The sequence below is a fragment of the Streptacidiphilus sp. EB129 genome, assembly GCF_041262645.1.
Lineage (GTDB): Bacteria > Actinomycetota > Actinomycetes > Streptomycetales > Streptomycetaceae > Streptacidiphilus.
Map to the genome: position 1 here is coordinate 1 of NZ_JBGCCS010000049.1, position 22,309 is coordinate 22,309.

2 protein-coding genes are annotated in these 22,309 nt (G+C 74.4%); both read left to right on the forward strand.

Going from position 1 to position 22,309, the window contains the following annotated elements:
* Positions 1 to 48 precede the first annotated feature (48 nt).
* Positions 49 to 21,384, forward strand: a complete 21,336-nt coding sequence (locus tag ABH925_RS33900) for a type I polyketide synthase (RefSeq protein ID WP_370154527.1) — start codon at positions 49 to 51, stop codon at positions 21,382 to 21,384.
* A complete protein-coding gene (locus ABH925_RS33905; protein WP_370154530.1) occupies positions 21,377 to 22,192 on the forward strand; it encodes a thioesterase II family protein in 816 nt (271 codons plus the stop codon). Before ABH925_RS33900 ends, ABH925_RS33905 begins: the two co-directional genes overlap by 8 nt.
* Positions 22,193 to 22,309 lie beyond the last annotated feature (117 nt).

Genomic DNA, 22,309 nt, shown 5'->3' on the forward strand with positions numbered 1-22,309 from the left:
GGGATGGCTGCGGGTGTGGGGGTTGCGGAGCGTCAGCGTCGTGGTGGGGTGAGGGGTATGGACCCGGAGCTTGCCATTCAAGCGCTGGGGATGGTTGCGGCCGGGCCGGACGCCACCGTCACGGTCGCGGACATCGACTGGGGTCGGTTTGTGTCGCGGGCGGTGCCGTTGGTGTCGGAGATCGCGGAGGTGGCGCATCTGTTCGAAGAGAAGGCGGGGTCGGGGTCTGGGGCGGGGTTGTTGGGTCGGTTGGTGGGGTTGGGGCGTGGTGAGCGGGAGCGGTTGTTGTTGGGGGTGGTGCGGGAGGGTGCTGCTGGGGTGTTGGGGTTGAGGGGTGTGGGGTTGGTGGGGGTGGATCGGGCGTTTCGGGATTTGGGTTTTGATTCGTTGACGGCGGTTGAGTTTCGGAATGTGTTGGGGGTGGAGACGGGGTTGGTGTTGCCGGCGTCGTTGGTTTTTGATTATCCGACGCCGGGTGTGTTGGCGGGTCGGTTGGTGGAGTTGTTGTCGGGTGCGGAGGTGGACACCGGTGCCTTGGGTGAGGCGGGTGTGGTGGCTGGTGGGGTGGTGGATGAGCCGGTGGTGATTGTGGCGATGGGGTGTCGGTTTGCGGGTGGGGTGGGGTCGCCGGAGGAGTTGTGGGGGTTGTTGGTGGAGGGTCGGGATGGGGTGGGTGGTTTTCCGGTGGATCGGGGGTGGGATTTGGAGGGGTTGTTTGATGTGGATCCGGGGCGTTTGGGGACGTCGTATACGCGGGTGGGTGCGTTTGTTGAGGGTGTGGCGGGGTTTGATGCGGGGTTCTTTGGTATTTCTCCGCGTGAGGCGTTGGCGATGGATCCGCAGCAGCGGTTGTTGTTGGAGACGTCGTGGGAGGTGTTTGAGCGGGCGGGGGTGGATCCGGGGTCGTTGCGGGGGAGTGCGACGGGTGTGTTCGTGGGTACCAATGGCCAGGATTATGCGGCTGTGCTGATGGCTGGTCAGGAGAACGTCGAGGGATATCTCGGCACCGGCAACGCCGCCAGCGTCGTCTCCGGACGCCTGTCCTACACCTTCGGGCTTGAGGGCCCGGCCGTCACCGTGGACACCGCGTGCTCGTCCTCGCTGGTCGCGCTGCACCTTGCCGTCCAGGCTCTGCGGCGCGGCGAATGCTCCCTCGCTCTCGCGGGCGGCGTCACGCTCATGTCGACACCCGGACTCTTCGTGGAGTTCAGTCGGCAGCGGGGGTTGGCGGTCGATGGGCGGATCAAGGCGTTTTCGGATGATGCGGACGGGACTGGTTGGGGTGAGGGTGTGGGCATGCTGCTGGTGGAGCGGCTGTCCGATGCGCGTCGCAACGGGCATCCGGTGCTGGCGGTGGTGCGTGGCAGTGCGGTGAACCAGGACGGTGCCTCGAACGGGCTGACCGCGCCGAACGGCCCGTCCCAGCAGCGGGTGATCCGCGCCGCCCTGGCGGACGCGGGCCTGACGACCGCCGACGTCGACGTGGTGGAGGCGCACGGTACCGGTACGTCTCTGGGTGACCCGATCGAGGCGCAGGCGTTGTTGGCGACCTACGGTCAGGACCGCGACACTGCCGGCCCGTTGTGGCTGGGGTCGGTGAAGTCGAACCTGGGTCACACCCAGGCCGCCGCCGGCGTCGCCGGGGTCATCAAGATGGTCCAGGCCATGCAGCACAACATGCTGCCCAAGACCCTGCACGTCACCCAGCCCACCACCCACGTCGACTGGACCACCGGCGCCGTCGAACTCCTCACCGAAGCCCGCCCCTGGCCCACCACCAACCACCCCCACCGCGCCGCCATCTCCTCCTTCGGGGTGTCCGGCACCAACGCGCACACGATCATCGAAGCTGCCCCGGCGATCGACCCCACTGCGAACCCGGACGCGAACTCGGACGCGCACCCCGCCGCCGACCTGCCCGGCACCGCCGCGCACGCGGTGACGCCCACTCCGGTCTTCGGCGACCACAGCACGCTTCCGTGGCTGATCTCCGCCCGCACCCCGCAGGGGCTGCGCGCCCAGGCCGCCCGCCTGCGCCAGCACCTCACCGACGAGTCACCCGCTGCCGCCGGTGGTCCCGCCGACATCGGTTACTCCCTCGCCAGGACCCGCGCCGCGCTGGAGCACCGGGCCGTCGTGATCGGCAGCAGCGGCACCGAACTCCTGGCCGCCCTGGACGAGTTCGCCGCCGGAGCTCCCTCCGCGCGGGTGGTGACCGGGGAGGCTCGTGGCGGCGGCAAGGTGGCGCTGCTGTTCCCCGGGCAGGGCTCGCAGTGGAGCGGCATGGCGCTCGGGCTGCTCGACTCCTCCCCGGTGTTCCGGGACCGGATCGCCGAGTGCGAGGAGGCTCTCCGTCCCTACACCGGCTGGTCGTTGACGGCTGTGCTCCGGGACGAGCCGGGCGCGCCGTCGCTGGACCGGGTGGACGTGGTCCAGCCGGTGCTGTTCGCGGTGATGGTGTCGCTGGCAGCGCTCTGGCGCGCGGCCGGGGTGGTACCGGACGCGGTGGTCGGCCACAGCCAGGGCGAGATCGCCGCAGCTGCCGTCGCCGGCGTGCTGTCGCTGGACGATGCCGCGCGCGTGGTGGCATTGCGCAGCCGGGCGATCATGGCGCTGTCCGGCCGAGGCGGGATGATGTCGGTGGCCGCGGATGCCGTCGCCGTGGGCGAGCGTCTGACGGCTTGGGAGGGGCGTCTGTCCGTGGCCGCCGTCAACGGCCCCACGTCCGTCGTGGTGTCGGGTGACGGCGAGGCGCTTGACGGGCTGCTGGCCGAACTCGTCGCGGACGGCGTGCGCGCTCGGCGCATCGATGTCGACTACGCCTCGCACTCCGCTCATGTGGAGGCGCTGCGCGAGGAGTTGGCCGACCTGCTGGCTCCCGTCGAGCCGACCGAGCCGACCGGCGCTCCCGTCCTGTTCCGATCGACCGTGGGCGGGCTGCCGGATGGGGTGCGGATCGGCTCGGCGGCCTACTGGTACGAGAATCTGCGCCGTACCGTCGAGTTCGAGCCTGCGGTACGGGAGTTGGCGGAGGCCGGGTTCACCGCGTTCGTCGAGGTGAGTCCGCATCCGGTGGTCACCGTCGGCGTCGAGGAGACGCTGGAGGCCGGCGGGTTCGAGGGCGTGGTCGCCGGCTCGCTGCGGCGCGGCGAGGGTGGCCCGGAGCGCTTCCTCGCCTCACTCGCCCAGCTGTGGACGGGCGGTGGTACGCCCGCATGGGACGCGGTGTTCGCGGGTTCCGGCGCGCAGGTGGTCGCTCTGCCGACCTACGCCTTCCAGCACAGCCGCTACTGGCCGACCCTGGCCGCCCCGACCGTGAACGGGGCGTCCGGGGACGCCGTGGACGCTCCGTTCTGGGACGCGGTCGCGCGCGGCGACCTGCCGGAGCTGGCCGAGAGCCTGCGGGTCGCCCCCGACGCGCTGGAGCCGCTGCTGCCGGCACTGTCGGCCTGGCACCTGCGCCGACAGTCCGACGCCGAGGCCGACGGCTGGCGCTACCGCGTCGACTGGCAGGTCTGCGCGATTGTCGCGGAGGCGACCCGGCTCTCCGGCCGCTGGCTGGTCGTCGTCCCCACCGACGACACCACCCCGGACGCCCCGGACAGCCGGTCGGCCGGAACCATCGCCGTCGTGCTGCAGGGCCTGGAGCGCGCCGGGGCTGAGGTCGTCCACGTCGGGGTTGACGCCGCGCGCGCCGACCGCGCGTCGTTCGCCGAGCAACTCCGTGCTGCCCTGGAGGGGGACGACGGGAAGCCCGCCGGTGTGCTGTCCCTGGTCGGGCTTGACGCCCGAAGCCACTCCACGCGACCGGAGCTGACCGCCGGGGTCGTCGGGACGCTGCTGCTGGCCCAGGTTCTGGGGGAGCTGGAGGTCGACGGCCCGCTGTGGTGCGTGACCGGGGGAGCCGTCTCCGTCGGCGCATCCGACCCGGTGTCGGCGGTCGGCCAGGCCGCCGTCTGGGGTCTGGGCCGGGTCGTCGCCCTGGAGCAGCCGCGCCGCTGGGGCGGCCTGGTCGACCTCCCGTCCGAGCCGGACGCGGCGGCGGTCGCCCGCCTGGCCGCAGTCCTCGCCGGCGCGACCGGTCCGGAGGACCAGCTCGCGGTACGAGGTGCGGGGGTCTTCGCGCGCCGCCTGGTGCACGCGCCCGCCGGAACGGTGCCCGGCGCCGACTGGAAGCCGCGCGGCACCGTCCTGGTCACCGGCGGTACCGGCGCATTGGGCGGGCATGTCGCCCGCTGGCTGGCGCAGAACGGCGCCGAGCGGCTGGTGCTCACCGGCCGTCGGGGCGCGGACGCGCCCGGGGTTGACGAACTCGTCGCTGAGCTGCGGGAGTTCGGGGCCGATGTCGCCGTCGTCGGCTGCGACGTCACGGACCGCGAGGCGGTCGCCGCGATGCTGCGCGAGGTCGAGGCCGACGCCCTGTCCCCCGCCCCCACCGGCGATGCCGGAGCCGACGGCTCCACGGCCGTGGCGGCCGGTCCCGGCGATCGGCGGATCCGCGCCGTGGTGCATGCCGCCGGGCTGCCGCAGAACGAGGCGCTGGACGCCATGGGTCTGGACGCCTTCGCGGCTGTCTGCGCCCCCAAGTCGGCCGGCGCGCTGCATCTCGACGAGTTGCTCGCCGATCGTGAGCTGGACGCGTTCGTGATGTTCTCCTCGATCGCCGCCCTCTGGGGCAGCGGCGGCCAGGCCGCGTACGCGGCCGGCAACGCCGTGCTGGACGCGCTGGCGCTGGACCGCCGGGCCCGCGGGCTCGCGGCGACCTCGGTGCAGTGGGGCGCCTGGGCCGGCAGTGGCATGGCCGCCGACGAGGCGTCCCGGGAGGCGCTGCTGCGGCGTGGCATCCGGGCGTTGGCGCCCGATGCGGCGCTGGCCGCGCTGCGCGGCGCGGTCGGGGGCGGCGGCGCGGTCGTCGCCATCGCGGACGTCGACTGGGCGCGGTTCGCACCGGCCTTCACCGCCCTGCGGCCCAGCCCGCTGCTGACCGGCCTGCCCGAGGTGGCGTCGCTGCAGGCCGCCCAGGACGCGAGCCCCGCTGCCGCCGGCGCGGGCGGCGCGGGCGGCGCGCTGCGCGAACGGCTGGCGCGGCTGGACGGTGACCGCGCTCGCGCGGTGCTGCTCGACCTGGTCCGGGCCGAGGCGGCCGCCGTGCTCGGTCACGCCGGGGCGGCCGCCGTCGACCCGGGGCGTCCGTTCCGGGAGCTCGGTTTCGATTCGCTCACCGCGGTCGAACTGCGCAACCGGCTGAACGCGGCGACCGGCCTGCGGCTGCCGGCCACCCTGGTTTTCGACCACCCGAGCGCCCGCGACGCGGCCCGCCACCTCGCCGGGGAACTGTTCGGCGCGCCGGAGACGTCGGCCGCGCCGACGCCGGTACCGGCCGCCGACCCGGACGAGCCGATCGCGATCGTGGCGATGAGCTGCCGGTTCCCGGGCGGGATCAGCTCCTCGGAGGACCTGTGGCAGCTGGTCGTGGACGGCACCGACGCGGTCGGGGCGATGCCCACCGACCGGGGCTGGGACCTCGAACACATCTACGGCCCGCAGCACGAGGGCCGCAGCAACACCTACGAGGGCGGGTTCCTGCGGGACGCCGCACTGTTCGACGCGGGTCTGTTCGGGATCTCCCCGCGCGAGGCACTCGCCACCGACCCGCAGCAGCGTCTGCTGCTGGAGGCCTCCTGGGAGCTGTTCGAGCGGGCGGGGATCGACCCGCGTGCACTGAAGGGCAGCGCGTCCGGCGTGTTCGTCGGCGCCGCGCCGTCAGGCTATGCCGCGAACCTCACCACGGTCCCGGACGAGGTCGCGGGTCATCTGCTCACCGGCAACTCCGGCAGCGTGCTCTCCGGCCGCCTGTCCTACACCTACGGTCTCGAAGGCCCGGCGGTCACGGTGGACACCGCGTGCTCGTCCTCGCTGGTGGCGCTGCACCTGGCGGTGCAGGCGCTGCGGCGCGGGGAGTGCTCGCTGGCCCTCGCCGGGGGCGTCACGGTGATGTCGACGCCCGGCGTCTTCGCCGAGTTCAGCCGGCAGGGCGGGCTGTCCATGGCGGGCCGCTGCAAGGCGTTCTCGGACGACGCGGACGGCACCGGCTGGGGTGAGGGCGTCGGCCTCCTGCTGGTCGAGCGGCTGTCCGACGCGCAGCGCAACGGCCACCCGGTGCTCGCGGTGGTGCGCGGTACCGCGGTCAACCAGGACGGCGCGTCCAACGGCCTGACCGCCCCCAACGGCCCGTCCCAGCAGCGCGTGATCCGCGCGGCGCTCGCGGACGCCCGCCTGACCACCGCCGACATCGACGTCGTGGAGGCGCACGGCACCGGCACCTCCCTGGGTGACCCGATCGAGGCGCAGGCCCTGCTGGCCACCTACGGCCGGAACCGGGAGGACGACAACCCGCTGTGGCTGGGCTCGGTGAAGTCCAACATCGGCCACACCCAGGCCGCCGCCGGTGTCGCCGGCATCATCAAGACCGTCGAGGCGATCCGCCACGGGGTACTGCCGCAGACGCTGCACGTCACCGAGCCCTCCACGCACGTCGACTGGACCGCGGGTTCGGTCGAACTGCTCACCGAGGCGCGCCCCTGGCCCACCACCCGGCACCCGCACCGTGCGGGCGTCTCCGCCTTCGGCGTCTCCGGCACCAACGCCCACGTGATCCTGGAACAGGCACCCCAGGCGTCCGAGCCCGTACCCGACCTGGAGCCGGACGCCCCGCCGCTCCCCGCCGCGCCGTCGGTGCTGCCCTGGGCGCTGTCGGCCCGTTCGCCGAAGGCACTGCTCGAACAGGCAGCCAGGCTCCGCACCTTCCTGACGGACGCCGACCCGACCGACTCAAACACCCGTACGATCGCCGCCCCGGTCGACGTCGCGTACTCGCTGGCCACGGGACGGGCCGCGCTGGAGCACCGGGCGGTCCTGCTCGGCGCGGACCACGACGAACTGCTGGCCGGTCTGGACGCGCTCGCCGCCGGGGCGACGGCCGCCTCGGTGCTGCGCGGCCGGATCGCCGAGGGCGCCACGGCGGTACTGCTCACCGGCCAGGGCGGCCAGTGGGCCGGCATGGGCCGCGACCTGTATGCCGCGTTCCCGGTGTTCGCCGACGCACTGGACGAGGTCTGCGCCGGGTTCGCTCCCGAACTGCGCGCGGTGATGACCGGCGGCGAAGGCCTGGACGAGACGGGCTGGACCCAGCCCGCCCTATTCGCGTTCGAGGTGGCCGCGTTCCGCCTGATCGAGTCCTGGGGCGTCCAGGTCGACTACCTGCTCGGCCACTCCATCGGCGAACTGGCCGCCGCGTACCTCGCCGGAGTGTGGTCGCTCACCGACGCCTGCCGGGTGGTCGCTGCCCGGGGCCGGCTGATGCAGGCGCTGCCCGCCGGTGGCGCGATGGTCGCCGTGGAGGCGGCCGAGGACGAGGTACTGCCACTGCTCACCGAGGCGGTGAGCATCGCCGCCGTCAACGGACCGACGTCCGTGGTGATTTCCGGCAGCGAAGCCGACGTGCTGCGCCTGGGCGAGACCTTCGCGGCGCGCGGACGCCGCACCCGGCGGCTGCGGGTGAGCCACGCCTTCCACTCGGCGCTGATGGACCCGATGCTGGAGGAGTTCGCCGCGGTCCTCGCCGACGTCGAATTCCTGCCCCCGCAGCGACAGTTGATCTCCAACGTGACCGGGCGGCCGGCCACGGACGAGGAACTCGCCACGCCCGCCTACTGGCTCACCCAGGTCCGCTCCGCGGTTCGTTTCGCGGACGGAGTACGCGAGTTGGCAGCCCTCGGGGTGAACCGCCTGATCGAGGCGGGCCCCGACGGCGTCCTCTCGGCGATGGTGCGGGAGATCATCGACGGTGCCGTCGTCGTCCCGCTGGCGCGCCGCGACCGTCCCGCCGAGTCGACCGCGCTGGAGGCACTCGCCCGGCTGCACGTCGCCGGCGCGACCGTCGACTGGGCCGCCGTGATCGGCGCCGGCCGACGGGTCGACCTGCCCACCTACGCGTTCCAGCGCAGCCGCTACTGGCTGGAGGAGCCGCCCGCCGACCCGGCCGGCAGCGCGACGGAGCAGCACGCCGACCCGGCCGTGCTGGGGCTGGGCGCGGTCCAGCACCCGCTGCTCGGTGCCGCCGTGCCGCTCGCGGACGGCGGCGGGGTGGTGCTGACGGGCCGCGCCTCGACCGCGCAGCACCCCTGGCTGGCGCAGCACGTCGTGCACGGCGTCGCGCTGCTCCCCGGAGCGGCGCTGGTCGAACTCGCCGTCCGCGCCGCCGACGAGGTGGGTTGCGACCGGGTCGAGGAGATCCTGGTCGAGGCGTCGCTGCCGGTCCCGCCCACCGGCGCGGTCCAGCTGCAGGTGACCGTGGGCGGCCCCGACCAGGCGGGATTCCGCCCGTTCGCGGTGCACAGCCGGCCCGACGGTGCCGGAACGGACACTCCGTGGACCCGCAACGCGCGCGGCACCCTCGCCACCGGCGCACCCGGACCGGTCGACACCCTGGCTCAGTGGCCGCCGGCCGGCGCCCGTGCCGTCCCGGTCGAGGACCTGTACCAGCGGTGGGCCGAGGCCGGCTTCGCCTACGGGCCCGCGTTCCGCGGTCTGCGCGCCGCCTGGCAGCGCGGGGAGGAACTGTTCGCCGAGGTCGGCGTGGAGGCGCAGCCCGGCGATGACGGATTCCTGCTGCGCCCCGCGCTGCTCGACGCCGCACTGCACCCCTTCGCGCTCGGGCTGCTGCCGGGCCTGGGCGCGGACATGCTCCCGTTCTCCTGGGCCGGGCTGACGCTGTATGCGGAGGACGCCTCGGCGCTGCGGGTCCGGATATCCCCGGCCGAGGGCGAGGCCACCTTCCGGGTCCTGCTCGCCGACCCGACCGGCCAGCCGGTCGCCTCGGTCGACGCACTCGTCATGCGCCCGGTCGCCGGTGCCCGCCAGGAGGCCGCAGGGCCGGGCCGCAGGGGCGCCGGGTCCTCGCGACGCCGCGCCGCGGCGACCGCCGCCGACACCGTCCCCACCAGCGCCTCCGCCGGCACTGCCGACGGCACCGCTGCCGCCGTCGCGCCGCCCCGTCCCGCCGCCGTACCGTCCGGGCGCGCCGGTGACCCGGGCCTGATCGGACGCCTGGACGGGCTCACCATCGCCGAGCAGGACCAGATCCTGGTCGAGCTGGTACGCGACCGGGCAGCCCAGGTGCTGGGCCACGCCGGCGGGGAGGAAATCGACCCCGCCAGCCCGTTCAAGGACCTCGGTGTCAGTTCGCTGACCGCGGTGGAACTCCGTGACGCGCTGCGCGAGGCCACCGGCTTGCGGCTGCCGGCCACCCTGGTCTTCGACCACCCGACCGCGAGCGCCGTGGCCGTACTGCTGCGGCGGGAACTGCTCGGCGACGCGGAGACGGACGTCGACGCGGCCGTCGAACCCGCCCCGGTCCCCGCCTCCAGCGACGAGCCGATCGCCATCATCGGCATGAGCTGCCGCTTCCCCGGCGGCGTTGAGACCCCCGACGAACTGTGGGACCTGGTCGCCGCCGGTGGCGACGCCATCTCGCCGTTCCCGTCGAACCGCGGCTGGGACCTGGAGACCCTCTACGACCCCGACCCGGACCACCCCGGCACCTGCTACGCCCAGGGCGGCGGATTCCTGCACGACGCCGGGGCGTTCGACCCCGCGTTCTTCGGGATCTCGCCCCGCGAGGCCCTGTCGATGGACCCGCAGCACCGGCTGCTGCTGGAAACCGCCTGGGAGGCCGCCGAGCACGCCGGGATCGACCCGCACGCCCTGCGCGGCAGCCAGACCGGCGTCTTCGCCGGCATCACCTACCAGGACTACGTCGGTCTGCTCATGCTCGCCAAGGAGAGCGCCGAGGGGCTGATCGGCAGCGGCAACTCGTTCAGCGTGCTCTCCGGCCGGATCGCCTACACCCTCGGTCTGGAGGGCCCCGCGGTCTCGGTCGACACGGCCTGCTCCTCCTCGCTGGTGGCCCTGCACTGGGCCATCCAGTCGCTGCGTTCGGGCGACTGCCGGCTGGCCCTGGCCGGCGGCGTCACCGTCATGTCGACCCCGGTGTCGCTGATCGACTACAGCCGCCAGCGCGCACTCGCACCGGACGGACGGTGCAAGCCGTTCTCCGACGCCGCCGACGGCGCGAGCTGGGCCGAGGGCGCCGGCATGCTGATGCTGGAGCGGCTCAGCGACGCCCAGCGCAACGGCCACCGCGTGCTGGCTGTGGTGCGCGGCTCGGCCGTGAACCAGGACGGTGCCTCCAACGGCATGACCGCTCCCAACGGACCCGCGCAGCAGCGCGTCATCCGCGCCGCGCTGGCTTCGGCGGGCCTGGCCGCCGCAGACGTGGACGCGGTGGAGGCGCACGGCACGGGAACGTCGCTCGGTGACCCGATCGAGGCGCAGGCCCTGCTGGCGACGTACGGGCAGGACCGGGAGGCCGAACGCCCGCTGTGGCTGGGCTCGGTGAAGTCCAACATCGGCCACCCGCAGGCCGCAGCCGGTGTCGCGGGCGTCATCAAGATGGTGCAGGCGCTGCGCCACGGCATGCTGCCCAAGACCCTGCACGTGACCCAGCCGTCCACCCACGTGGACTGGTCGGCGGGTGCGGTGGAACTGCTGACGGAGGCTCGGGTCTGGCCGGAGGTGGACCGTCCGCGGCGTGCGGGTGTCTCGGCGTTCGGTGTGTCGGGGACCAATGCGCACGTGATTCTGGAGCAGGCGCCCGAGGCTGAGGCGTACGTCGAGGTGGCTGTCTCGCCGCTGACGGTGGTGCCGTGGGTGCTGTCGGGGCGTACGGAGGAGGCGTTGCGGTCGGCCGCGGGTCGGCTGGGAGAGTCTGTGGCGGATGTGGATCCGGTGGATGTGGGGTTTTCGTTGGCGTCGGGTCGTGCGGCGCTGGAGCATCGTGCGGTGGTGCTGGGTGGGGGTCGTGAGGAGTTGCTGGCCGGGTTGGGTGACCTGGCGGTGCGTGGTGTGGTGCGTTCGGGTCGGTCGGCGGTGTTGTTTACGGGTCAGGGTGCGCAGTGGGCGGGGATGGGGCGTGAGTTGTATGGGGCGTTTCCGGTGTTCGCGGCTGCGTTGGACGAGGTGTGTGCGGAGTTCGGGTCTGGCTTGCGTGAGGTGATGTTCGGCGGGGTGGGTTTGGATGAGACGGGGTGGACGCAGCCGGCGTTGTTCGCGTTCGAGGTGGCTGCGTACCGTCTGGTCGAGTCTTGGGGTGTGGAGGCCGACTATCTGCTCGGGCACTCGATCGGTGAGTTGGCGGCGGCGTATGTGGCGGGGGTGTGGTCGCTGTCGGATGCGTGTCGGGTGGTGGCTGCGCGGGGTCGTTTGATGCAGGCGTTGCCTGCGGGTGGTGCGATGGTCGCGGTTGAGGCGAGCGAGGACGAGGTACTGCCCCGGCTCACCGACGGGGTGAGCATCGCTGCGGTCAACGGTCCCACCTCGGTGGTGGTTTCCGGCGACGAGGACGAGGTCGACCGTATCGCCGCGCACTTCACCGGGGCGGGTCGTCGTACTCGGCGTCTGCGGGTGAGTCATGCGTTCCACTCCTCCCGGATGGACGCGATGCTGGACGACTTCCGTGCGGTGCTTGAGGGCGTTGAGTTCTCGCGTCCGCGGATCGGTGTGGTGTCGAATGTGACGGGTCGTCTGGCCACGGCCGAGGAGTTGATGTCTCCCGCGTACTGGGTGTCCCAGGTTCGTCGGGCGGTTCGCTTTGCTGATGGTGTGGGGGAGTTGGTGGAGCGTGGGGTGACGCGCTTCGTCGAGGTCGGGCCTGACGGGGTGCTCACGGCTCTGGCCGCGGAGTTGGCCGAGGGGACGGTGGTGGCACTTGCCCGTCGTGACCGTGAGGCGGAGCGTACGGTGCTGGAGGCGCTGGGGCGGTTGTACGTTTCGGGGGCCCGGGTGGACTGGGTTGCGGTGATCGGCGGCGGTCGACAGGTCGATCTGCCGACTTATGCCTTCCAGCACCAGCGCTACTGGCCGACGATCGAACTCCCCGGCTCGGCCGGAGGGGTGGTACCGACCGGCGCCATGGACGCCGAGTTCTGGGACGCGGTGTCCCGTGGCGACCTGACCGCGCTCACCGAGGCGCTCGGTACCGAGGAAGCGACGCTGTCGCCACTGCTGCCGGCGCTGGCCTCCTGGCACCGTCGTCTCAACGACGACTCCGTGCTGGACGGGTGGCGCTACCAGGTGCGCTGGCGGCCGCTGACCGAGGGCCGCAGCCAGGAGCTGTCGGGCACCTGGCTGGTGGCCACCGGCCCGGACGTCACCGGCGTCGAGCCGCTGCTCGCCGGGCTGGCCGCGCAGCGGGCGGCGCTGGTGCCGTTCGACGCGTCCTCCGGTGACCGAGCGCAACTCGCGGCGCAACTCAGGCTCCAGCGCGACAGCCTGACCGCCAACGGCGACGCCGAGGGTGTCAACGCGGGTGCCGAAGCGGGCACGGGGATCGCCGGAGTGCTCTCCCTCCTCGCACTGGACGCGCCGGCCGACGACCGGGACGGCCTGCCGCCCGCGCTGGCGCGGACCGTGGCGTTGACCCAGGCGCTGGCCGACGCGGACGTGGACGCGCCGCTGTGGTGCCTCACCCGTGGCGCGGTGTCGATCGGCGCGTCCGACCCGGTGCGGGACGTCGTGCAGGCGGGCGTCTGGGGCTTCGGCCGGGCTGCCGCGCTGGAGTACCCGCAGCGCTGGGGCGGCCTGGTCGACCTGCCTGAGCAGCTCGATCTGCGGGCGGTAGCCCGGGTCGCGGCGGCGCTGGGCGGTGTCGGCGACGACGGCCGGACGGAGGACCAGATCGCGGTCCGGGCCGCCGGCAGCTACACCCGCCGCCTCACCCACGCCGCACCGACCACGGCGGCCGACCGTACGTCGGGGGCCCGGTGGCAGCCGCGCGGATCCGCGCTGGTGACGGGTGGTACCGGCGCGCTCGGCGGTCACATCGCCCGCTGGCTGGCCCGGTCCGGCGCCGCGCACCTGGTGCTCGTCAGCCGGCGTGGCGCGGCCTCGCCCGGGGCCGGGGAGCTCCGCGCGGAGCTGGAGCAGCTCGGTGCCCGGGTCACCTTCGCCGCCTGCGACATGGGCGACCGGAACGCCGTGGCGGCACTGCTGGACTCGGTGCCGGACCTGCGGACCGTGGTGCACGCGGCCGGTGTCCCGCAGTCGGCGATGCTCGCCGGCATGGCATCGGCCGAGGCCGCCGCCGTCTACGCGGCGAAGGCCGCAGGCGCCGTCCACCTGGACGAGCTGCTCCGTGAACGCGATCGCGATCGCGCCGGGGACGGCGGCAGCACCCTCGACGCCTTTGTGTTGTTCTCCTCGATCTCCGCCGTGTGGGGCAGCGGTGGGCAGGCCGCCTACGGCGCCGCCAACGCGGTGCTTGAGGGCATCGCCCAGCGGCGCCGGGCCGACGGGCTGCCGGGCACCTCGGTGGCCTGGGGCCCGTGGGCCGGCGGGGGCATGGTGACCGCCGAGGAGGGCACTGAGGAGTTCCTTGCCCGCCGAGGGCTGCGGCTGCTGGCCCCCGAGTCGGCGATCGCGGCACTGCAACGGTCGCTGGACCTGGGCGAGACGGCGATCACCGTGGCCGACATGGACTGGGCCCGCTTCGCCCCCGGCTTCACCGGCTCCCGTCCCAGCCCGCTGCTGGGCGAGCTGCCCGAGGTGGCGGCACTGGAGGAGACCGGTGATCCGGCGGCCGCCGCAGCGGGTGACACGCTGCGGTCCCGGCTGGGCGCGCTGCCGGTCACCGAGCGGGCGGCCCAGCTGCTGGAGCTGGTGCGTGGCGAGGCGGCCACAGCCCTCGGGCACAGCGGCGCCGATGCGGTGGCGCCCGAACGCGCCTTCCGGGACCTGGGTTTCGACTCGCTGACCGCCATCGACCTGCGCAACCGGCTCACCGCCGCGACCGGACTGCGACTTCCGGCGACCCTGCTGTTCGACTTCCCGACCGCCGAGGAGCTGGCGGCGCACCTCGCCGACGAGCTGGTCGGCGGCGCGGCACCGGCCGAGACCCAGGCGCTGGAGCGGCCGGTCGCCGACGACCCGATCGCCATCGTGTCGATGAGCTGCCGCTTCCCCGGCGGCGTGAGCACCCCCGAGGCGCTGTGGGAGCTGGTGCTCGCCGGCGGCGACGCCATCGGCGGGTTCCCGGTCGACCGGGGCTGGGACACCGAGGCCCTGTACGACCCCGACCCGGACCGTCCGGGCACCTCCTACGTCCGCCAGGGCGGGTTCCTGGACGACGTCGCCGGGTTCGACCCGCAGTTCTTCGGCATCTCGCCGCGCGAGGCACTGACCATGGACCCGCAGCAGCGGCTGCTGCTGGAGACCTCCTGGGAGGTCCTGGAGCGGGCCGGTATCGACCCGCAGTCGGTGCGCGGCGCCGGCGTCGGCGTGTTCGTCGGCACCAACGGGCAGGACTACATCGCCACGCTGGCCGCCGCCGACGCCTTCGACGAGGGCTACGTCGGCACCGGCAACACCGCGGCGGTGATGTCCGGCCGGATCTCCTACACCCTGGGTGTCAACGGCCCGGCGGTGACCGTGGACACCGCCTGCTCGTCCTCGCTGGTCGCCATGCACTGGGCGGCGCAGGCGCTGCGGCAGCGGGAGTGCGAACTGGCCCTGGCGGGCGGCGTCACCGTGATGACCACCCCGGGCTCCTTCGTCGCCTTCAGCCGCCAGCGCGGGCTGGCCGAGGACGGCCGCTGCAAGGCGTTCTCGGACGACGCGGACGGCACCAACTGGGGCGAGGGCGCCGGAATGGTGCTGCTGGAGCGACTGTCCGACGCGCGGCGCAACGGCCACGAGGTGCTGGCCCTGCTCCGGGCCGAGGGCGTCAACCAGGACGGTGCCTCCAACGGCCTGACCGCGCCCAACGGCCCCGCTCAGCAGCGGCTGATCCGCGAGACGCTGGCCGCCGCGCGGCTGGCCCCCGCCGACGTCGACCTGGTCGAGGCGCACGGCACCGGCACCTCGCTCGGCGACCCGATCGAGGCTCAGGCCCTGCTGGCGACGTACGGGCAGGACCGGGAGGCCGGGAACCCGCTGTGGCTGGGCTCGGTGAAGTCCAACATCGGCCACACCCAGGCCGCCGCCGGTGTCGCCGGGGTGATCAAGACGGTGCAGGCGCTGCGACACGGTGTGCTGCCGCCGACCCTGCACGTCGGCACCCCGTCCAGCCATGTCGACTGGACGGCGGGGCAGGTCAGGCTGCTCACCGAGCCGCAGGCCTGGGAGACCGCCGGCCGGCCGCGCCGGGCCGGGGTGTCCGCGTTCGGGATCAGCGGCACCAACGCGCACCTGATCCTGGAGCAGGCGCCCGAACCCCAGCCCGCCCCCGTTCCGGACGTACCGTCAGCGCAGCTGCCCGCAACGACGGTTCCGGTCGCCTGGCTGGTGTCCGGACGGGGTGAGGCCGCGCTCGCCGGGCAGGCCGCGGAGCTGGTCCGTCATCTCGCCGCCGATCCCGGGGCCCGCCCCGCCGACATCGCGTTCGCGCTGGCCACCACTCGTACGTCGTTCGCCACACGGGCCGCTGTGGTGGGCGCCGACCGTGCCGGGTTGCTGCACGGCCTCGAAGCCCTCGCTGCCGGGACGGAGCACCCGGCCGTGCTGCTCGGCACGGCCGGACCCGCCCGCAGGACCGCGTTCCTGTTCACCGGTCAGGGAGCCCAACGCTCCGGGATGGGTCGGGAGTTGTACGCGGCGCACCCGGTGTTCGCCGCCGCCCTCGATGAGGTCTGTGCCCATATGGACCTCGAACTGGACCGGACCTTGCGGGAGTTGGTCTTCGACGGCGGTCCGCTGCTGGACGAGACCCGTTACACCCAACCCGCGCTGTTCGCGTACGAGGTCGCGCTGCTGCGCCTGGCCGAGTCGCTGGGCCTGTGTGCCGACCGGCTGCTGGGCCACTCGATCGGCGAGTTCGTCGCGGCGTACGCGGCCGGGGTCTTCAGCCTGGCCGACGCCTGCCGGCTGGTCGCGGCCCGGGGCCGACTGATGCAGGAGCTGCCCTCCGGCGGCGCCATGGTGTCCCTGGAGGCGGCGGAGGCCGAGGTGTTGCCGCTGATCGGCGACAGCACCGACGTCGGCATCGCGGCGGTCAACGGACCGCGCTCACTAGTCGTCTCCGGCGACGAGGGCGCGGTACTGCGGATCGCCGGACAGATCGCCGAACTCGGCCGTCGCACCAAACAGCTGACCGTCAGTCATGCGTTTCACTCGCCGCTGATGGACCCGATGCTGGCCGAGTTCGCCCGGGTCGCCCGGACCGTCGACTACCGTCCCCCGCAGATCCCGGTCGTCTCCACGCTGACCGGTGAGCCCGCCGGGGCGGAGGAGTTGTGCTCGCCGGACTACTGGGTGCGGCATGTGCGCGGCACCGTCCGCTTCCACGACGGCGTCCGTACGCTGGCCCGGCTCGGTGTCACCTCCTTCGTCGAGATCGGCCCGGACGCGGTGCTCACCGCGATGGCGCAGGACAGCCTGGACCCGGTGGCGGAGGCCAAGGACGGGACCGGCACTGCGATCCCGGGCACGCTGCTGGTGCCGCTGGCGCGCCGGGACCGCCCTGAGGCCGAGTCGCTGCTCCGCGCCCTGGCCCGGCTCCAGGTCGAGGGCGGCGGCGCACCGGACTGGGCGGCGCTCTACGCCCCGCTGGGCGCCCGCCGTACCGAACTGCCCACCTACGCCTTCCAGCGGCAGCGCTACTGGCCGGTGCCCGGCGCGGCGCTTCCGGGCGGGACCAGGGCCGCCGGACACCCGCTGCTGGGGACGCCGACCGTGCTCGCCGACTCGGGGACGGTGCTCTTCAGCAGCAGGCTGTCGCTGCGCACCCACCCCTGGCTGGCCGACCACATGCTCTCCGGAACGGTGCTGTTCCCCGGCACCGGGTTCCTGGAGGCGGCGGTCGCCGCCGCCGACGAGACCGGTTGCGGCCGGATCGAGGAGCTGATCCTCACCGTGCCGCTGGCCCTGCCGGAGCACGGCGAGGTGGAACTGCAGCTGCGGGTCGACGGGCCGGACGCGACCGGCGCCCGGGTGTTCGCGGTCCACTCGCGCCCCGCCGACCGCCCCGCTGATCGTCCCGGCAGCCGCTCCGACGGCGCCTGGACGCACCACGCCGACGGCCTGCTGCTCCCGGGGGCGCACAGCGTCCCCGGAGCAGCGGCCGAGGGCTCGCAGGAGTGGCCGCCGACCGGGGCCGAGCGGGTGGAGCTCGGCAGCTTCTACCCGGACCTGGCCGAAGCCGGTTTCCGCTACGGGCCGGTGTTCCAGGGGCTGCGGGCGGTGTGGCGGCGCGGTGACGAGGTGTTCGCCGAGGTCGCCCTGCCCGAGGAGGCACAGCGCGACAGCGGCCGGTTCGGGCTGCACCCCGCGCTGCTCGACTCGGCCCTGCACACGGTCGCCTTCGCCGCCCTCGGCGGCAGCGACCGGGGCCGGGTGCCCTTCTCCTGGTCCGGAGTGACCCTGCACGCGGGCGGCGCCTCGGCGCTGCGGGTGGCGCTGCGCACCTCCGGACCCGACACCGTCGCGCTGACGCTCAGCGACCCGGCCGGTGCGCCGGTCGCCACCGTCGACGCGCTGACGCTCCGTGAGCTGGCCGCGCCCGCAGCGCAGGCCGCACCGCTCCCGGACGGCCTGCTCCGGCTCGACTGGACGCCGCTGCCCCTGCCCGCCCCGGTCGACCCGCAGCGCGCGCGCTGGGCCGTCGTCGGCGCGGACGCGCTGGACCTCGGCGGCGCGCTCGGCGCGGCCGGGGTGCACCTGGAGGTGTACGAGGACCTGACCGCACTCGGCGAGGCCGCCGCAGCCGGTGCGCGGATCCCCGAGGCCGTGGCCCTGGTCCTCGCCGCACCCGCACCCGCACCCGCACCCACCACCGATCGGACCCGCCCCGCCCCGTCGTCGACCCCCGTCCGGCAGCCCGGCCCCGACGCATCCGCCGCCGACACTGCCGCCGACACCGCCGACGGTCGCACCGGCGGCCACGCCGCCGACCCGGCCGCCGACGCGCACGCGCTGGCGCGGCGCGCCCTGGCGGCCGTCCAGGCGTGGCTGGGCCGGGAGGACGCCGGGCACGCGCGGCTGGTGCTGGTCACCCGCTACGCCGTCGGCGACGACGTCCGCGACCCGGCCGCAGCGGCCGTGTGGGGCCTGGTCCGCTCCGCCGTCGCCGAGCATCCGGACCGCTTCGTGCTGCTGGACGTGGACGCCGCCGCCGAGTCGGCCGCGCTGCTGCCGACCGTCCTGGCGGCCGGGGCCGCCGAGGCGCTGGTCCGCGAGGGTGCGGCCCGGATCCCCCGGCTGGTCCCGGCGCTGCCACAGGACGAGCTGGCCCCGCCCGCCGACGCGCAGGCCTGGCGGCTGGTGACGGGGGAGCGGGAGACCGTCGACGACCTGGTGCTGCGTCCGGCCCCGGAGGCCGAGGCGGAGCTGACCGCCGGTCAGCTGCGGATCGCGGTCCGCGCGGCCGGCGTCAACTTCCGCGACGTGCTGACCTCGCTCGGGATGTACCCGGGTCCCGCCGCGCCGCTCGGACAGGAGGGCGCGGGCGTGGTCACCGAGGTCGGGCCCGGGGTGACCGGCGTCGCCGTCGGCGACCGGGTGCTGGGCATGTTCCCCGGCGCCTTCGGCCCGCTGGCCGTGGCCGACCACCGGATGGTCGCCCCGGTCCCGGACGGCTGGACGTTCGCGCAGGCGGCGGCGGTACCGCTGGTGTTCCTGACCGCCTACTACGCGCTGGTGGACCTCGGCGGCCTGAAGGCCGGCGAGCGGGTGCTGGTGCACTCGGCGGCCGGTGGCGTCGGCATGGCCGCCGTCCAGCTGGCACAGCACCTCGGCGCCGAGGTGTACGCCACGGCCAGCCCGCACAAGTGGGCCGCCGTACGGGAGTCGGGCGTGCCGGGGGAGCGGCTGGCGTCCTCGCGGACGCTGGACTTCGAGCAGCTGTTCCGGACCGCCACCGGTGGCGCCGGGGTCGACGTGGTGCTCGACTCGCTGGCCGGGCCGTTCGTCGACGCCTCGCTGCGGCTGACCGCGCCCGGTGGACGGTTCCTGGAGATGGGCAAGACCGACCTCCGCGACCCGGACCGGCTCGCGGCCGAGTACGACGGGCTGCGCTACCGGTCCTTCGACCTGTTCGAAGCGGGACCGGACCGGATCGGCGAGATGCTGCGCGAGCTGCTGGCGCTGTTCGCCGAAGGCGCGCTGCGCCCGCTGCCGGTCACCGCGTGGGGCGTCGGCCGGGCGCGGCAGGCCTTCCGCCACATCAGCCAGGCCCGGCAGATCGGCAAGGTGGTGCTGACCGTCCCCGCCCCGTGGCGGGCCGACGGCACGGTGCTGGTGACCGGGGCGTCCGGCGGCCTGGGCCGCGAGCTGGTCCGCCACCTGGCCGCCGAACGCGGGGTGCGGCACCTGCTGCTGGCGAGCCGGCGCGGCGCGGACGCGCAGGAGACCGTGCGGCTGCGCGAGGAACTGACCGCGCTCGGCGCCGAGGTGACCCTCGCCGCCTGCGACGTCGCCGACCGGCGGCAGCTGGCCGCGCTGCTGGCGTCCGTCCCGGCACAGCGGCCGCTCACCGCCGTGGTGCATGTCGCGGGCACGCTGGACGACGCCACCGTGGCCGGTCTCAGCGCCGAGCGGCTGGACGCGGTGCTCCGTCCCAAGGTCGACGCCGTCACCCGGCTGCACGAGCTGACCGCGGGCGCCGACCTCGCCTGCTTCGCGGTGTACTCCTCGGTCTCCGGCCTGCTGGGCGGTGCCGGGCAGGCCAACTACGCGGCGGCCAACGCCTACCTGGACGCCTTCGCGGCCCACCGGTCGGCCCGGGGCCTGCCGGCCGTCTCGCTGGCCTGGGGCCCGTGGGTGCCGACCGGGGGAATGACCGGCGGGCTGGACGACGCCGATCTGCGCCGGATGTCCCGGGGCGGTCTGGTGCCGCTGTCGGTGCCGCAGGGCCTGGCCCTGTTCGACGCGGCGCTGCGCCGGGCCGAACCGGTCGCGGTGCCGCTGCCCACCGACGCCGAGGCGCTGCGGCAGGCCGGGGACGCGGTGGCCCCGCTGCTGCGCGGCCTGGTCCGCCGCCCGGCCCGGCCGACCGCCGGTGCGGCGGGTGCCGCCCCGCTCCCGGTCCGCGACCAGCTGGCCGGACGGTCGGAGCAGCAGCGGCAGGAACTGCTGCTGGAGCTGGTACGCCGTCAGGTCGCGCTGGTGCTGGCCTTCGCCGGGCCGGAGCAGGTGGCGCCCGAGCTCAGCCTGATCGAGGCGGGCTTCGACTCGCTGACCTCCGTCGAACTGCGCAACCGGCTCGGTGCGGCCACCGGACTGCGGCTGCCGCCGACACTGGTCTTCGACCGGCCCACCCCGGTCGCGCTGGCCGAGCACCTCGGCGCGCTGCTGGGCGCCGAGCCCGCCCCCACGCCGCGCCGGACCGACGGCACGACGGGCGGCACGGCGGACGGCGGCGCGGCCCCGACCGCGAACGCCGCAGCGACGGACGGGCAGCGGACGGCGCCGGCGGACGGCGGCCACGCCGCCGGGGCCGAGGACGGGCTGGGTGCGCTGTTCCGCGAGGCCTGCCGCACCGGCAGGATCGACCAGGGCTACGAGCTGCTGCGCAGCGCCGCCGCACTGCGGCCGACCTTCGCCTCGGCGGAGGAGTTCGGCACCGGCCTGAAGCCGGTCCGGCTGACCTCGGGCCCCGGCCCGGTGCCGCTGGTCTGCTTCAGCTCCTTCGTGGCGCTGGCCGGGGTGCACCAGTACGCCCGGCTGGCGGCCGACTTCCGCGGCGTCTCGGATCTCTGGGCGCTGTCGGTGCCCGGCTTCCTGACCGGGGAGCGGCTGCCGGACAGCTGGCAGACCGTGGTCGAGGTTCAGGCCAGGGCCGTGCTGGAACTGGCGGCCGCGGGCCCGGTGGTGCTGGCCGGCTCCTCCGGCGGCGGGCTGCTGGCCCACGCCGCGGCCACCCGGCTGGTCGAGCTGGGCGCACCGCCCGCGGGCGTGGTCCTGCTCGACACCTACCCGGCCACCGAGGACTCGCCGCTGGCGAAGTTCCAGGCCGAGCTGGTGGACGGGATGTTCGACCGCGAGCACATGTTCGCCTCCCTGGACGCGTCCCGGCTGACGGCGATGAGCTGGTACTTCGACGCCTTCGCCGGCTGGACGCCCAAGCCGCTGTCCGTGCCGACCCTGCTGGTGCGCGCCTCGGAGCCGATCATCGAGGTCGGCCCCGAGGGCCCGTACCAGGTGCACGAGTGGCAGACCCCCTGGGACACCGCGCACACCGTCGTCGATGTGCCGGGCAACCACTTCACGATGATGGAGGCCCGGGCCGGTTCGACCGCGCGGGCCGTCCAGGAATGGATCGACAAGCATGTCTGACACCACAAGCGCCGCCCTGACCGGTGCCCCACTGACCGGTGCCCCATTGACCGGAGACGTGCTGACCAGCGACGCCTGGGTCCGCCGGTACCACGTGCGGCAGGACGCGGCGGTCCGGCTGGTCTGCTTCCCGCACGCGGGCAGCTCGGCGCCGTTCTACCGGCCGCTGTCGGCGGGCGCCGGCCCGGCCATCGACGTGCTGTCGGTGCAGTACCCGGGGCGCCAGGACCGTCGGCTGGAACCGCTGGTCGACGACCTCGGGGTGCTCACCGAGCAGATCGTCGAGGCCCTGCTGCCGTGGCTGGACCGGCCGTTCGCGCTGTTCGGCCACAGTATGGGCGCCACCCTCGCGTTCGAGGCCGCCCGCCGGCTCGAAGCGCTCGGGCAGCACCCGCTGCACCTGTTCGCCTCGGGCCGCCGGGCCCCCTCGCGGTCGCGTGACGAGCACGTGCACCAGCGGGACGACGAGGGGCTGATGGCGGAGATGCGCAGCCTCAGCGGCACCGACCAGCGGATCCTCGGCGAGGAGGAGCTGATGCGGATGGTCCTGCCGGTGGTCCGCAACGACTACCGGGCCGCCGAGACCTATGTGTACCGGGACCCGAGCCTGCTGCACTGCCCGGTCACCGTGCTCACCGGCGACGCCGACCCCAAGGTCACCCTGGCCGAGGCCGAGGCCTGGAGCGAGCACACCACCGGACCGACCCGGATGCACGTCTACACCGGCGGCCACTTCTTCCTGACGGATCACCAGGACCAGGTGCTCGCGCTGCTCCGCGGCGCCTTGGCGGTCCACACCGCGTCGTAGCCCGCCCCGCCCCCGCTCACCGGCGTCCCCTCACTCACCCCCGCGCCCTCACCGACGCACCGTCACCGAGACGCACTGTCACCGAGACGCACCCTCACCAGCCCAGCAGCCTCCGGA

Coding starts and splice junctions, on each gene's coding strand:
- ABH925_RS33905 (WP_370154530.1), top strand. CDS start 21,377: ATGTCTGACACCACAAGCGCCGCCCTGACCGGTGCCCCACTGACCGGT.